At 31.8% G+C, this 15426-nt stretch carries 18 protein-coding genes and 1 riboswitch; of the genes, 6 read left to right on the forward strand and 12 right to left on the reverse strand.

Annotation, left to right across the window (positions count from 1 at the left end; genetic code table 11):
* Window positions 1-42 precede the first annotated feature (42 nt).
* Together CD127_RS09035 and CD127_RS09040 are read right to left on the reverse strand one after the other, a co-directional pair.
* Window positions 43-444, reverse strand: a complete 402-nt coding sequence (locus tag CD127_RS09035; RefSeq protein ID WP_380493157.1) for a transcriptional regulator, SarA/Rot family — start codon at window positions 442-444, stop codon at window positions 43-45.
* Between the two features lie 347 nt (window positions 445-791).
* Complete coding sequence (locus CD127_RS09040; RefSeq protein ID WP_103366466.1) at window positions 792-1619, reverse strand: alpha/beta fold hydrolase; 828 nt, start codon at window positions 1617-1619, stop codon at window positions 792-794.
* A gap of 241 nt (window positions 1620-1860) precedes the next feature.
* On the opposite strand from CD127_RS09040, the gene CD127_RS09045 reads away from it, so the two are divergent.
* Window positions 1861-2862 (forward strand): proline dehydrogenase family protein, encoded by a 1002-nt coding sequence (locus CD127_RS09045; protein ID WP_103366467.1) that lies wholly within the window; start codon window positions 1861-1863, stop codon window positions 2860-2862.
* 480 nt (window positions 2863-3342) lie between these two features.
* On the opposite strand, the gene ribH is transcribed toward CD127_RS09045, so the two are convergent.
* The 7 genes from ribH to CD127_RS09080 all read right to left on the reverse strand — a co-directional run bounded on the left by ribH (window position 3343) and on the right by CD127_RS09080 (window position 10226).
* Entirely contained in the window at window positions 3343-3801 is a 459-nt protein-coding gene (gene ribH / locus CD127_RS09050) for a 6,7-dimethyl-8-ribityllumazine synthase (protein ID WP_103366468.1), read from the reverse strand.
* Window positions 3802-3814: 13 nt separating this feature from the next.
* Entirely contained in the window at window positions 3815-4996 is a 1182-nt protein-coding gene (gene ribB / locus CD127_RS09055) for a 3,4-dihydroxy-2-butanone-4-phosphate synthase (protein WP_103366469.1), read from the reverse strand.
* A 19-nt stretch (window positions 4997-5015) separates the two neighbouring features.
* Entirely contained in the window at window positions 5016-5648 is a 633-nt protein-coding gene (locus tag CD127_RS09060; RefSeq protein ID WP_103298286.1) for a riboflavin synthase, read from the reverse strand.
* 7 nt (window positions 5649-5655) lie between these two features.
* Entirely contained in the window at window positions 5656-6699 is a 1044-nt protein-coding gene (gene ribD, locus CD127_RS09065; protein ID WP_103366470.1) for a bifunctional diaminohydroxyphosphoribosylaminopyrimidine deaminase/5-amino-6-(5-phosphoribosylamino)uracil reductase RibD, read from the reverse strand.
* A gap of 138 nt (window positions 6700-6837) precedes the next feature.
* A riboswitch (FMN riboswitch) is annotated at window positions 6838-6976 on the reverse strand.
* Between the two features lie 155 nt (window positions 6977-7131).
* Window positions 7132-8622, reverse strand: a complete 1491-nt coding sequence (locus CD127_RS09070; protein WP_103366471.1) for an FAD/NAD(P)-binding protein — start codon at window positions 8620-8622, stop codon at window positions 7132-7134.
* A gap of 296 nt (window positions 8623-8918) precedes the next feature.
* Complete coding sequence (sagB, locus tag CD127_RS09075; protein ID WP_103366472.1) at window positions 8919-9770, reverse strand: peptidoglycan release complex glucosaminidase SagB; 852 nt, start codon at window positions 9768-9770, stop codon at window positions 8919-8921.
* Window positions 9771-10001: 231 nt separating this feature from the next.
* Complete coding sequence (locus CD127_RS09080; protein ID WP_103298659.1) at window positions 10002-10226, reverse strand: hypothetical protein; 225 nt, start codon at window positions 10224-10226, stop codon at window positions 10002-10004.
* A 209-nt stretch (window positions 10227-10435) separates the two neighbouring features.
* Here CD127_RS09080 and CD127_RS09085 point away from each other — a divergent pair, with 209 nt between their 5' ends.
* Window positions 10436-10915: a sigma-70 family RNA polymerase sigma factor gene (locus tag CD127_RS09085; RefSeq protein ID WP_103366473.1), complete on the forward strand. Its 480-nt coding sequence runs from the start codon at window positions 10436-10438 to the stop codon at window positions 10913-10915.
* A 1-nt stretch (window position 10916) separates the two neighbouring features.
* Window positions 10917-11363, forward strand: coding sequence for a competence protein ComK (locus CD127_RS09090; protein WP_103366474.1), 447 nt, complete (start codon window positions 10917-10919; stop codon window positions 11361-11363).
* On the opposite strand, the gene CD127_RS09095 is transcribed toward CD127_RS09090, so the two are convergent.
* Window positions 11347-11796 carry a hypothetical protein gene (locus CD127_RS09095; RefSeq protein ID WP_103366475.1) on the reverse strand — a complete coding sequence of 150 codons (450 nt, stop codon included), beginning with the start codon at window positions 11794-11796 and terminating at the stop codon, window positions 11347-11349. The two genes, CD127_RS09090 and CD127_RS09095, sit on opposite strands and share 17 nt — an antisense overlap.
* Window positions 11797-11955: 159 nt before the next feature.
* Window positions 11956-12669: a transaldolase gene (locus CD127_RS09100; protein ID WP_103298655.1), complete on the reverse strand. Its 714-nt coding sequence runs from the start codon at window positions 12667-12669 to the stop codon at window positions 11956-11958.
* A gap of 269 nt (window positions 12670-12938) precedes the next feature.
* Between CD127_RS09100 and CD127_RS09105 the strand changes: the two genes are divergently transcribed.
* From CD127_RS09105 to crcB (CD127_RS09115), 3 genes are all read left to right on the forward strand, one after another.
* A complete protein-coding gene (locus CD127_RS09105; protein ID WP_103366476.1) occupies window positions 12939-13244 on the forward strand; it encodes a hypothetical protein in 306 nt (101 codons plus the stop codon).
* Between the two features lie 61 nt (window positions 13245-13305).
* Window positions 13306-13671, forward strand: a complete 366-nt coding sequence (gene crcB / locus CD127_RS09110) for a fluoride efflux transporter CrcB (protein ID WP_103366477.1) — start codon at window positions 13306-13308, stop codon at window positions 13669-13671.
* Window positions 13668-14021, forward strand: coding sequence for a fluoride efflux transporter CrcB (gene crcB / locus CD127_RS09115; protein ID WP_103366478.1), 354 nt, complete (start codon window positions 13668-13670; stop codon window positions 14019-14021). Before crcB (CD127_RS09110) ends, crcB (CD127_RS09115) begins: the two co-directional genes overlap by 4 nt.
* Before the next feature lie 71 nt (window positions 14022-14092).
* On the opposite strand, the gene CD127_RS09120 is transcribed toward crcB (CD127_RS09115), so the two are convergent.
* Window positions 14093-14929 (reverse strand): aldo/keto reductase, encoded by an 837-nt coding sequence (locus CD127_RS09120; RefSeq protein WP_103366479.1) that lies wholly within the window; start codon window positions 14927-14929, stop codon window positions 14093-14095.
* Window positions 14930-15426 lie beyond the last annotated feature (497 nt).

The following is a 15426-nucleotide window of genomic DNA, read 5'->3' on the forward strand; positions in this document are numbered from 1 at the left end:
CTAACACATTATCATCCCCACGTGTTAAGCTCGTTTATTTAATTAAACTTCCATTAATGATTTTAGACTTTCTTCGAATAATTGATATCTTTTCTTAATATTATTAGTAATAAAATCAAGTAATTCATCTTTATCTGCTTTTTTATTCTCATTAAAATGAATGATTACTGTGCGTTCATCATCTAAAGGACGTTCTTTGTAAATCCATTCAGAATGAACTAAATTATTGTAAGTACGCGTTCTTTTATACGCTTTGATGCTAACGTAACTATCCATTTCCTTTAATGTCATAGGTCCCTTGTCCCATAACGTTAATAAAATTAACACTTCTTCTTTCGTTAAGTCATAATTTTCATAAATCGTTTTGAATACAGAATTAATTTCTTTACACAAATCCTCTAATTGCAATATCATCGTTACATTTTCATTAGCTTGATTAGTCAAGGCAGCCCCCTCCTTCATGTTAATAACCCTATCTCTTTAAATTCATGATATGATTTTGACACTTCTAACCCTGATAAATAGCCATAATACTCTTTGTTTATACTTAATAATACACTTAAATCTATATGTAAAAATGTTTGTTTTTTATATAAAACTACAAACTTTTAAACATGCAATTTCAATAAAATTTTATAAATTTATCCAATTAAAATATACCAATTCTCTTAACTTTATTCAACATTCATTATTAAGTTTTAAGCTTATTAAGTACGGAATTTTTATAAAAAAAATCAGGATCTCCCCTCTTTGTTCCGCAAAGATTAGCAATCCTGATTCTTCCCTACTATTTAAATGTCTTCAATCTCTTCTTCTTTTACAATAAATCCCATAGTGTTAACGCTATTGTTTAAAAAAGTTAAGACATAACGCATTACTTGATCACGTTCTGGCTCATTATGAATTTCATGATAAAGCCCTTCCCAAGCTTTATAGTAAAATTCAGTCGTAGGAAGTTGTTGTTTTACTTCAATGATTGAACGTGTATCTAATAATTTATCTTCTGTACCATACATTAATAATGTTGGAAGTGGTTTTATATCTTGAATATGTTGCAAAGTGTCCTTCATTGTCTCAATAATGATGTTATACCATTTGTACGTTACTTTTTTAAGTATTAAACCATCTTGTTTAGTTTCTTCAATAACTTCATCATTACGTGTTAAATCACTATAATCAATACCTAATTTAAAGCGAGCGTCTTTAGAACCTTTACCAATATTAGAAATGAACATATTTTTACGTGTCTTATTATTCTTTTGTAATTCGAGCATTGGTGATAGTAATAACATCCCTTCAATTGGTACGTCATTTTTTTCCAAAAGATTTAATAAGATAAGTCCACCTAAACCTACGCCCATGACGAAAGTAGGTAATTTATATTCGTTCGCAATTTTAATCCATTCTAAGACACTTTCATGATAAACATTGAAACTCTTTAAATGGCCTTTATTAATACGTGAGGTTTGTCCTTGTCCTGGCAAATCTCCCATAATCACATGATAGCCATTGCGTCTTAACATTGTAATAACATACGCATAACGCCCTGTATGTTCTAAAATATTATGTACTATGACTACTACGCCTTTAGCGTCTTGTTCTGTTTCCCACTTCCACATATCTATTAATCCCTTCATACTTAAATTCCAACAACAATATTATATCAGATAATTCAATATGATTGGTGTTTGTCACCCATCTTCGAAGTATCTTTAATTTAAATATTTTAGTTATAAAATAAACATAAGTGTAAATATACATTAGAAATACTTTTCTGATAATTGAAAACGCTTTCTCAACTTTGATTTTCATGCTAAACTAAATACAAATAAACGATTTGTGGGTAATGGAGGAATTTAAATGTCACTTTTCAGAGATTTTTTTATTGCTTTATCTAATAATACATATTTAAATGAAACAGCTAAAAGACTTGGACCTCGCATGGGCGCAGATAAAGTTGTTGCAGGTAATACGATTGAACAACTTATAGATACAATTCAAAGGTTAAATGACAAAAATATCGAAGTTACTGTAGATAACTTAGGAGAATTTGTGGGTACAGAAGCTGAAGCTAACCAAGCTAAAAATGAAATTCTTGAAGTTATGCAAGCAGTAAAAGACTATGATGTTGATGCTCACATGTCTGTTAAAATAAGTTCTTTAGGCGCAGAATTTGATTTAAACTTAGCTTATGAAAATTTAAGAGAAATCCTTTTAAAAGCAGACGAATTTGATAAAATGCATATTAATATTGATACTGAAAAATATAAAAGCTTACAACAAATTATCGAAGTTCTTGATAGATTAAAAGGTGAATTTAAAAATGTTGGTACAGTAATTCAAGCATACTTATATGATGCTAGTGATTTACTTGATAAATATCCTGACTTACGCCTACGCCTAGTTAAAGGTGCTTATAAAGAAGAAGAAGATATTGCATATCAAACTAAAGAAGAAATTGATGCGAACTATATTAGACTTATTGAAAAACGTTTGCTAAATGCTAAAAACTTCACATCTATCGCAACACATGACGATAAAATCATCAATCACGTTAAACAATTTGCAAAAGATCATCACATTGATAAAGACAGTTTTGAATTCCAAATGTTATATGGTTTCCGTAGTGAATTAGCAGAAGAAATAGCTAGAGAAGGCTATCACTTCACTATATATGTACCATACGGCAATGATTGGTTCGGTTATTTCATGCGTCGACTTGCAGAACGCCCACAAAACTTAGCATTAGCTTATCAAGAATTTGTTTCAACAGAAACATTGAAAAAAGTAAGCCTTGTTAGTGCAATTGGTATAGGTAGTTTAGCTATCTTATCAGGAGTTACAAAATTGCTAAGAAAATAAATATTAAGAATTGAAATGTCAGCTATGTTTTAATTCTTATACATAAGGCACCTCGTTAATTTAATGATCTACATTAAATTAACGAAGTGCCCTATTTTTTTAAGTATTTAATTATAAAATATAAATGAACGTAAGTGTTCACACACTTACGTAAGTAGTTCTAAGATAGATTACGAAGTGTAGTTGTGGAGACTCCTAGTGGAAAAGAAAGAGCCTCAAGACTACAGGCTTGAGCCTTTCCCACAGGAAAGCGCAACAACTTAAACGAGTAAATAACTATCTAAGAACTACTTTACAAGACCAAGGCTCGACCCAGCCCCCTAGGCAAGCATCTCAACTTAAGTGCAATGACAATCCATTTTAGAACGCCTTTACAACACTACAGGCTTAAGCCTTTCCCGCAAGAAAGCGTCGCAACAAAATGAGTAACATTCATTTTAGAACTGCTTTAGAGACGGATCCCCAAGAACGCACAATAAATTAAAATTGTTTAAGTAAGTTAGCCATTTCAATCGCACTAACTGCCGCTTCAGCACCTTTGTTACCTGCTTTAGTACCTGCACGTTCAACCGCTTGCTCAATACTCTCAGTTGTTAAAACACCAAAAATAACTGGTGTATCAGTGACATCGTTAGCTTTAGATACTCCTTTCGCCACTTCATTACATACATAATCATAATGTGACGTAGCACCTCTAATTACACAACCTAGTGTTATAACTGCATCATATTCCCCTTTTTGAGCTAGTTTTTTCGCAACTAAAGGAATTTCAAATGCACCTGGTACATAAGCCACATCGATATTATTTTCATCAACGCCATGTCTGATTAATGTATCTTGTGCGCCATCTAAAAGACGACCTGTAATAAAATCATTAAATCTACTTACAACTACCGCAATTTTTAAATCCGTACCTACTAATTTACCTTCAAAGTTCATGTTAAATCTCCTCCTATATTAAATGTCCCATTTTAAGTTTTTTTGTTGTCATATAATCATGATTGTGTGCTGTTTCCGGAACTATAATTTCCGTACGATCAGCTACTTTAATACCATACTCTTCTAGTCCTTCAAATTTCTTAGGATTATTACTTAATAAATTAACTTGTTGTACATTAAAATAATTAAGAATTCGAGCTGCAATGTGATAATCACGTAAATCTTCATCGAAGCCTAATGCTAAATTGGCAGTTACTGTATCATGACCACGTTCAATCAATTCGTAAGCACGCAATTTATTGATTAAGCCAATCCCTCTTCCTTCTTGAGGAAGATAAATAATTAAACCACCATGTTCATTAATGTAATTCATAGCTGCTTCTAATTGGGCACCACAGTCACAACGTTGACTATGGAAAATATCTCCAGTTAAACATGCAGAATGAATTCTTACATTTTCAGTACTACGTGGTTCTCCTTTAGCAAGAACAACAATTTCTTCATCTGATAATGAAGATTGAAAACCATACATCTCGAAGTCGCCATTATCTGTTGGCATATTAACACGTGCTTTTAGTTCAACATCATTCGCTCTTTTTTTACGGTATTCAACTAAACTTTCAATTGTAATCATTTTTAACTGATGCTTTTCCTTAAAGGCTACTAAATCTTGGCCTTTCGCCATTGTGCCATCATCATTCATAATTTCACAAATGACACCTGCTGGTTGCGCACCAGTTAAAACAGCTAAATCGACAGCCGCTTCTGTATGACCCACTCTCTCTAATACACCTTTATCTTTAGCAATTAAAGGGAACAAGTGACCAGGTCTATTGAAACTTTCCGGTGTAGATTCTGGATTAATTAAAGCACGGGCAGTAGCCATACGATCAAACGCGCTAATACCTGTTGACGTTGATACATGGTCCACACTAACAGTAAAGTTCGTACCAAAATCATCTGTATTATTACTAACCATTGAAACAAGATTTAAACGATTCGCAATCTCTTTACTTATAGGTGCGCAAATTAATCCTCGGCCATATTGCGCCATAAAATTAATCGTGTCATCTTTCATCCATTCTGTTATCGCAATTAAGTCGCCTTCATTCTCACGGTCTTCATCATCCACTACGATAATACTTTCGCCTTTTTTTAAAGCTTCAAGCGCTATATCGATGTCATCAAACTTCATATTATGCCCTCCTAAACTCCTAAAAACCAAATGCTTTCAGTTTATCAATTGTTAAATCTGAATCTTTGGATTTCACGATATTCTCTACATATTTAAAAAGTACGTCTGTTTCTAAATGCACATTATCGCCTATCTTTTTAGAGGAAAGAATTGTAGAACGTCTTGTTTCAGGAATTAAATGTATATCGAAACTATTACTACGTAAATCAAAGACAGTTAAACTGACGCCATCCACCGTGATAGAACCTTGTTTAACCATTTGTTTAATCGTATGAGATGGCGCTTTAATCGTCACGATACGTGAGTTAGGTGTTTCATTCACTTGTGAAATCGTCCCTACTTCATCCACATGACCTAAGACGAAATGTCCGCCAAAGCGTCCATTCCCTGCCATAGCACGTTCTAAATTCACTTCATCATTTAGTTTTATATTCGATAAATAGGTTTTATTTTCAGTGCCTTTAATCACTTGCACAGAAAAATAATTACTGTGGAAATCAATAACCGTTAAACATGCGCCATTGACACTAATTGAGTCGCCGATGTGCATATCCTCTAAAATGCAATGACATGCGATATCTAACGTTTTAACAGACTGTTGCGTACGAATGTTTTTTATAGTACCTATCTCTTCAACGATACCTGTAAACATATTTATTTCACTTCTTTCGCAATGTCATTTTAATATTTTGGTGAATTAACTCTGTAGAAATGATTTCAAATTGAGTGGCTTCGTTTAAATCAATCACTTCATCTGTTTGAAAGAATTGATATTGACCGGAACCACCTATTATTATCGGGGCATAATAAATAATAAGTTGATTAACATAATTAGTTTGGAGAAATTCTGAAGTAACACGAGGACCTGCCTCTACAAGTAGCTTTCCAACACCTCTATCATATATGTCAGCTAAGATGTTTGCTAACTTGCATTCCGTTAAATTTATAATATTAATATGTTCAGATGGACTACTAAGCGATTGATTTTCAGTATAAATCCAAATATCACTAAAGTTATCTTGAAACATTTGTTTTGAGAAATCGATATCGCCACTTTTCGACAATACAATTCGAATTGGATGTTTGCCATCTTGAATTCGCGTTGTATATTGTGGGTTATCTGCGTCAACCGTTCCATTACCTGTTAACACGGCATCATGTGAATGTCTCAATTGATAAACATCTTGTTTCACATATTTATTCGTTATCCATTGGCTTTGACCATTATCGGTTGCTTGTTTGCCATCCAAGGACGTTGAAACTTTTAAAGTGATTTCAGGAATTTTACTTTCTTTCGCTTTGAAAAAGTCTTTATAAAGCATAGTAGCTTCATCTGAAGGTTGGTACTCAACTTCAATACCAGCATCTTGTAAAATCTTGTCTCCTTCAGAAGGCAATGTCGTATCTTTCACTGCATAAATAACTTTACTTAGTCCAAATTCAATAATTTTATTCACACATGGTGGCGTTGAACCATAATGCGTACAAGGTTCTAAAGAAATATAAATCGTGCCGCCTTTAGCCTTCTCTTGGGCCATATCTAAAGCTTGAACTTCGGCATGTTTATCGCCTTGTTTTAGATGGGCACCAATGCCTACTATACGGCCATCATTTACAACTACTGAACCTACTGGAGGATTAACACCAGTTTGTCCGTCCACCATCTGTGCAAGTTGAATTGCATATTGCATGAAATTACTCAAATTATCACCTCAATAAAAAACTCTACGCCTAGAATCTTCATTCAGGCATAGGGAGATACATCTATAGTTAAATAAGCTTACTACTCACAGTAAACTATCCATATTTAAATAAACGTCTATTCTATCAATAGCGCGTCTTCATTCTTTCTCCCATCCAGACTATTACTGTCGGCTCTAGATTCTCACTAGATCAGCCACCTATAACTTCTCAGTTATAAGCAGGTCGCAGGCTTAAATTACTGCCGGTTGGGAATTACACCCTGCCCCGAAAGAATTACTATGAAATTGTGATAACTTAAGAGTTAATGTAGTTAATTACTACACATTTCATCATACGCTTATTTTTAGAAAATTACAAACAAAGAAATATAATAACATAGACGATTTAGTCACTAAATGTAGCGTTTTTCAACATTAGGTGCAACTGTAACTCTATGATGATTCATGATCAAATTCACTTTGTACTTCATATAGATAATTCACAGCACTTACCGCTTGAGTCACAATCATTTTAACGCCATTACGCAACTTATTAACGCCATTTGTGACTTGACCAATCGCAATCATATTATGCAATGTGCCATATCGCGGACTAATCACTTGATTGGTTTCTGGAATAATTTGAATACCACCCATAGGATGAGCCTGAACAATTTGGCGGTTCTCAAGATTTAATACAAGTTGATCATCTTCATCTAAATCTGATAAATGGGTTTTAGAACCAGTAGAATTAATCACTACATTATATTGATGTACTTCCGCTTCATCTTTAAACTTCAAATTAAATAAATCATCTTCATATTTAATATCCTCTAACCCTTTTTTAATGATTAAAGAACCATCATTAATTAAATCGATAATTAAACGAGCTGTACGAGGAGGCATCGGATTAGAATTTAATTGAATAATTTTAGTAAAACGTTTATCAAATTCTTTTTGATCACTACGACTGAAACTATTCCAAATCCAGTTTAGATTTTCTTTAACATTTTCAATGATACTTTGAAAGACGCCTATTTCATCAGGTTGATCTAAGTCGAATTGTAAATCTTTAATAGTATCGCCCGTTCTACGATAAACCATTTCATCTAACTTAACATCATATAAATCACATTCCAATTTAAATAATTCAAATGCTTTTTCTAATGGCACATTCCCATAATGTTCCGTTTTAATTTCATTGAACTTTTCCTTAGTTAAATATTTAAAATCAATCTCTACCATATTTCCTCTTACACTTGGTAATTTGGCCGATCTACTTGTCATAGTTATTGGTAATTTAGGATGATGCGAAGTGACGTAACGTACTACATCTAAACTCGCCAACCCAGTACCAACTATCGCAATATTATCTGTTTTTTTAACTTCATCTAATGTATGATATGTTGGATATGGCGTTTGTATGTATCCTTTTTTTCCCTTCAAACCATAAGGGTCATGGTATGAGAAAGTTCCAATCGTTAGAAAAATATAATCATATTCTTTCCATTGTGTCATATCTTCAGACGTACAAACATAATATTTCAACGCCGTTTCATCAACATCAGAGTTAGTAAATATTTCATGCACTTGTTTGTTAATTACATTTAAATTATCATACATAGCTGCATAATCTGATAAATACGATTTCATATAATGACCGAAGACAAATCTTGGTAAATATTTAGGATTATCAAATTTAAATTCATTCTGATTTTGATACCATTTCCAGAATTCTTCATCATCATCTAAATTTAAACTCATATTTTTAGTAGGTAAATTAATCAAGAGTTGACTACTATCGTTTTGAAAAGGCACCCCTTGACCCATATTGACTTCATTATCATAGACATCTACCTTTAACTTCTTGAAATCTTCATTTTTAACTAACTGTCGTAATACACTGACGCCAGCTGTTCCCATTCCTATTATTGCTACACGCATTTAACATCATCCTTCTATCTGTCTCTCTCATTCAAAACATAATTGTATTATATCAATATCTTAAATTAATAGTCTTATTCAAATATAGCCAATTCTAATTACTTCTAACCATTATAAGATATGGTAGAATCAATTTGAGGTGAAATGATATGAAATTTTTACTTAAAGTTGCCCTTGTATTTGTAATTGCTTTTTCTTGGTTGAATCGAAAAAATAAGGCTGAATAATCTTCAATATTATAAAAAACCAGCATACACAATAGTTTAACAAATTGTGTATGCTGGTTTAATTTTTTATTATTTTTGATGTTTAGTGTCATCTTTATATACATAAAGTTTGAAATATTTACCTTCAGTTTTCATTTCTTTATAGAAATCGGCAATAATTTCAGCGTTATTTTCAGCCCATTTAATATCTGTAGCGTATTGGTGTTCACCAGGATTTTTAGGATTCCATCTCATACTATAAAGCGTGTTTTGATCGCTATGTGATAAGTAATGTTGGTGAATGAAATCTGCGCCACCTTTAATAGCTTTCTCAGGTGTATCCCAACCGTGTTTTTTAGCGTATTCTGAGCCTGTTTTGATAGGATCTTCATCTAAAGCTCCTACGCCGTAAAAGTTATAATACTTCTTACCGTCAATTTCGACACCTTTAGCTAAATCACTTCTAACTGAACCTGTTTCTAATAACGCATGTGATATTAAATAAACTTCGTTTACATGTTTTTCTTTAGCGGCACTAACGAAATCATCAGTATGTTCTAATAATGTAGGTCTATCAAATAACATACGTTTGATACGATTTTCATCAATACCTTGATATTTTGATAAATCTAAAAATTGATATTTTTGTTTGTCGTCATCAATGAATTTACTACTATCCATTGCAGCTTTTATTTCACTCGCTGAAGCATCTCTCCAAGCATTATTGCTTTTATTAGATACTTGTTGGCTTGTATAGTTATCGATTTGCTTTTCAGCAGCTTTATTTAATGTAACATTTAAATGCTCGACACTTTCTTCTTCATCAACATTTTTGAAAAAAATCTGATCAGAAATCATTGAAAAGAAGACGAAACCAGCTACTACTAAAACAATAAGCAACCCTACAAGTCCTATTATAGAGCCCTTCTTGTGCTTCGTCATATTCACACCTCTTAGGTCATTCTTTTGGTCTTAATGAAACTATTTCATGATAAAAAGTTTAACATTATTAATACCGTTAAACAATTTTATAATTGCAATGTTACAAATTCATAAAATAACAGTAATCAAAATGAAACTTAACAAAATAAAAAGTAATGAAACAAGCGAAATTTCATTACTTCAAACATCTATATATAATTTTTTAATTGTCTAAATCAATCTATATAAAAGTTATTTATTCTCATTGCGGTAATCCATCATAATGAAACTCGCAGCTTGTGATCTATTCTTATAATAATATTGGTTCAAATCGATTGTGCCTTCAACTTCACCATCACGGTACATCATTTCATTAGTGAAATTATTAATCATCACAAATTCAGAACGATCTCTAATAATATCTAAATCGTCATTTCTCGCAAAGAAATGTTCAAGATTTAAATGTGCGTAATCCAACTTCATACCTCCCACTGATTAAATGTCGAATTTTATTGTAATGAACAGTTTAATACAACATTTTGATATATTTTGTCATTCTATGTTTACTATTTAACACCTATTTTTTAAATTACGCAAATGATAATTCATTATGACTGTATTAATCTCTATTTATCCGGAAAATTAATTTATGTATGTACATAATCAAGGAGTTTAAAACGTACACATTGAATTTTGAAGAAATTTACGCTAACCACTATAAAATTATTCATTATTTGTTAAAACAATACCATATAAAGTATAATTATGATGAATTTTACCAATTACTTCTAATTAAATTATGGCAATTATCTCTTACCTATGATTCAACTTCCTCTATAACATTTAACTCATTTTTATATACTCGTTTAAAATTCTATCTTATCGACCTTTTCAGACGTGAAAAGTTAAAACTTGAAACTATCGACTTAGAAACTTCTGAGATAAATTCTTCTTTAAATTCTTTTAATAATCCCTATCTTTTCAATTATCTACAAGATATTCAACCTCTTCTTTGTCCCAACGAATACACTTGGCTCAACTTTTATATACAAGGTTATAAACAATATGAAATTGCTAAGTTAATGGGCGTTTCTACTACTACTATTAAAAAGTATAAATCCTCAACTTTTAATAAATTACAAACTTATTATCATGAAGGTGTATAACATGTTGCCCCATAATTCTTATCATTTATTATATATTCAAACAATGTCAGGTAGTTCGCTCAAGACGAAGTGTTGCTTTACGACCTATGACATGGTACTGCCTTTTCCAATAAAAAAGGTACTGATTTATTATTTAGAGCAACATCAACGTTCTTATTCGCAGCAAGTAAAATTAGCGAAACGTTTGTTGGCAATTAATAAATTAGTACCATTATATATTTCTCATAAAGTAATTCTCTTTCCAGTGAAGCAACAGCGTGCGCCTTTACAAGTTTATTTGAATGCACAAGCGATTATAGGATTGACATCTACAAGCACTGGAACTATCGTAACGTTCGATAATTCTATTCAGTTTAAAATTGACGAACCTTATACGTTGGTTTACAAAAAGTGGCAAGAAAGCCTATTATTATTTCATTTAGTGCAAAAATCTACGACGTTTTATTAAATTTGTACTCTAACAATTTCTTAGTAAATAGCGCTGTTACTGATTTAATTAATAATAAACTGACTAAAGCTAATAAAATAGCACCTATTAAAATTAAAATAACATTAATAACTGGCATAGAAACTTGAGGATTAACGAAATAATTCACCGCCGTTAAACTCGTGATAAATCCAGCTAAGAATAGGCCTAATAATAATGCATACACTATGACCATACCAATTAACATGATAAATAAACTTGTGCTTGAAGTACTTTTTTCTTTAAAAATATGTTGTTTTAAAAATGTATTAGCATACGTCACAGGTTTATTATATTTATATTCATCTGCTTGTTCACTATGCGTTGCAAGTTGCTCATCAAGTAAGTTTTTTTCTTTTTTATTCAAAAACCATAATTGTTTTTTTACTTTTTGTTCAAAGGCTGCTTGTTTCATACTTAGTTGTATCTCTCCTTTTCCTCTCTTACTCATAAATCTTAGCGGAGTTTATGAAGAGTAGCAAGATGTTATTCTCTAAAAACAAAAAGAAGCGAATCAGAAATCCATTTTTACTAAATAGGATTTCTGGTCCGCTCTTTTTCATTAATTTAAGAATTATAAAATTGATAAACCTGAACTTTGAATATCTTTAGCGAAACCTTTTACAGTGTCTACAGATAATTCATTAATGTCACGGCCTAAGTTAGTGTTAACTTTTTTCACAACGTCAGCTGGACATGTAATAATATCAACACCAAGTTGATCAGCTTGAATAACATTAAATGTTTCACGGCAGCTAGCCCATAATAATTTAACGCCTTCTTTACTGTGTGCCACTTCAACAGATTCTTTTACTAATGGAAGTGGATCTACACCTGTATCTGCAATACGTCCAGCAAATACTGAAATGTAAGTAGGTACACCAGCAGTTACCGCTTCAGTAATTTCTTTAACTTGTTCAATTGTATAAACTGCAGTTACGTTTAAACGAACGTTATCTGCTGATAATTTTTTAATTAATGAAATTGTTGATTCACCTTTAGAGTTTACGATTGGAATCTTAACAAATACGTTATCACCATATTGTTTTAAGATTTCAGCTTCTTTTTCCATTGTTTCTAAATCATCTGAGAACACTTCAAATGAAATAGAGGCATCTGGAATTTCGCGAACCGCTTCTTCAGCAAATGCTTTATAATCTGTAACGCCGGCTTTTGCCATTAAACTAGGGTTAGTTGTGAAACCATCCACTTCTTTATTTTTATATGCAGCTTTCATTTGTTCGATATCTGCGCCATCCGCAAATACTTCTACATTAAGTTTAGTCATCTTACTATTCCTCCAAATTAAGTTTTACGAATATAGAAATATATTAATAGTATGAACTTAAATTTCAAATATGTATATTTTGTTATGAACTTTATATATTATTTTCTATTCCGTATAGATAAATGATTATAGATTATTTATATCATTCTTAATGATTGTTAGCGAATGTTTTGCTTATTTTTGAAAATGAATCCCCTACTATAACGTGCTAGTATCCAATTCTATAAATGTGGTAATATAATGTAATGATGTCGCACAGGAGGTTCAATATGTCGAAATCTAAAAAATACTTTATTATTTCAGTCGTATTATTAATAATAAGTTTTTATTTTAATACATTTAATCCATTACTTAGTAAACAAATTACGTCAATAAAATATTTATTAATTGCTTGTAGTGTTCTCAATGTGATTATTCTAATTGCTTCGATTATATTCTCTGATAAAGCAATTAAACATCTTAGTCCCAAAAAAAGTAAGCTAAGAACGGCTACTAAACTTTTACCTTTTATTATTTTAGTTGTTATTCTGTTCCATATTTTCGCATCAATTACAACATTTGGTGTTTTTTCTTAATTTTTAGCAGAAATTTCAAATACTCATTAAATAAAATATTTTAAATTACGGGTGAAAGTTCATGCAATATATTTTTGTCTTTATAGGTGGAATGGTAGGTGCATTGCTTAGATATTTTATATCTCTTTTAAATGATGACACTACCTTTCCTACAGGTACATTCATTGCTAATTTAGTTGGGGCCTTTCTCATGGGATACCTTTCAACTATTACTATTCAATATTTTAAAGACCATCCTATGTTTAAAAAAGGACTTACAACTGGATTTCTAGGCGCCTTAACGACTTTTTCAACATTTCAATTAGAACTTGTTAAAATGTTCCACCACCATTCCTTTATATTATTATTCGGTTACGCATTAGCTAGTTACATATTAGGAATTTTAATATGCGGTTTAGGGGTCAAATTAGGAGGTCGTACTAAATGATTAACGGCTTATTAATTATGTTAGGCGGCGGTTTAGGCGCAGTAGTAAGAGCTTGGTTAACAGACTTTACGAAAAGCAAATGGCCTTCTCCACTGCCCTTCGCAACGCTAATAGTAAATATTGTTGGAAGTTTTTTGATAGGATTAACATTTGGCGTTACGCTTAATCATCCATCATTTAGCCTATTCTTTACGACTGGTTTCTTAGGTGGTTTAACGACTTTCTCAACATTGTCATATGAATTAGTCAATTTTATAACTCCTAAGTTTAAACCACTACATTTTATTAGTTATACACTTTTACAATTTATTGTAGGATTTTTAGCTTGCTACCTAGGTTACATTCTTTAGTCCTAAACTTTTTAAAAATGAAAAGCTATTCATTGACCATGACGAAGCGGTCAACGAATAGCTTTTTTGTATTAATGTCCTTCAAACGTATTAGGATCTGGCCCTACTCTTTTATCTTTATTTAAATTATCAATACGTGACATTTGATCTTCAGACAATTCGAAATCAAATACCTCAATATTTTCTTCAATTCGACTAGGTGTGATTGATTTAGGAATCACGACTACCCCGTGTTGAATATTCCAGCGAATAATAACCTGTGCAGGTGATTTGCCTACTTCTTTCCCAATCTCTATTAAAGTCTCATCATCTAAAATTTGAGCATTCATTAATGGTGACCATGATTCCATATAAATTTTTTGTGCATCTAAATATTTTCTTAATTCATTTTGCGTAAAATAAGGATGGAATTCAACTTGATTAATTACAGGTTTAATAGACACTTGAGCTAATAGCGCTTCAAGATGTTCCGGTTGGAAGTTACTTACACCTATATTTTTAACTTTGCTATCTTTATATAAATCTTCCATACCTTTCCACGTATCAATCATCACTGCTTCGTTCGTACCTGGCCAATGAACTAAGTACAAGTCTAAATAATCAAGACCTAGTTTTTTAATACTAGTTTCATACGCTTGAGCCACATTTTCACGACCAAAGTCTTCGAAATACAACTTAGATGTGACAAAGATATCTTCACGACTTAAACCAGTAGCTTCAAGTCCTTCTTTAATACCTAAACCAACTTGTTCCTCATTACCATACACTTTCGCTGTATCAATACTACGATATCCAGATTCAATAGCATGCTTCACTGCTTCTTTACATGTTTCATCATTTTCAACTCTGAACGTACCAAGCCCTAATTTCGGCATGTGATGTCCATTATAAAACTCAATTGTTTCCATTGTAGAACCTCCCACTAATTATCATATGATTTATTTATAACATGTATTATGTATAAGATGATATTATTTTATTCCCAAAAACCCCTCACCTTAATACAAAAATATAATAATAATGACAAAGTGTGTCACCTAAGAGAATTTAAAGCATTGTGGAAAATGAATATCAACACTCTTATCTAAGTAAATCTAAAATTAAGTAATTAGTGATCATAATTATAAAGATTATGATGAAAACAATATTGAACCTAAGTGCCAAAGCACTTAGGTAAGAAATTCTAAAGATGAACAACGAGTGACGTTGCGCGACTCTTGGCGTTTTTTATATTGAACACAAGTGCGCGTGCATTTGCGTAAGGCGTTCTAAGATAGATAACGAAACGTAGTTGAGTGACGCCTGAGGGATGAGTTATTGATGAACGTAAGTGTTCACACACTTACGTAAGTAGTTCTAAGATGAATAACGAATGATGTTGCGCGACTCTTGGCGGAAAAGAAAG

The sequence above is a fragment of the Staphylococcus petrasii genome (assembly GCF_002902565.1).
In the GTDB taxonomy this organism is placed as follows: domain Bacteria; phylum Bacillota; class Bacilli; order Staphylococcales; family Staphylococcaceae; genus Staphylococcus; species Staphylococcus petrasii.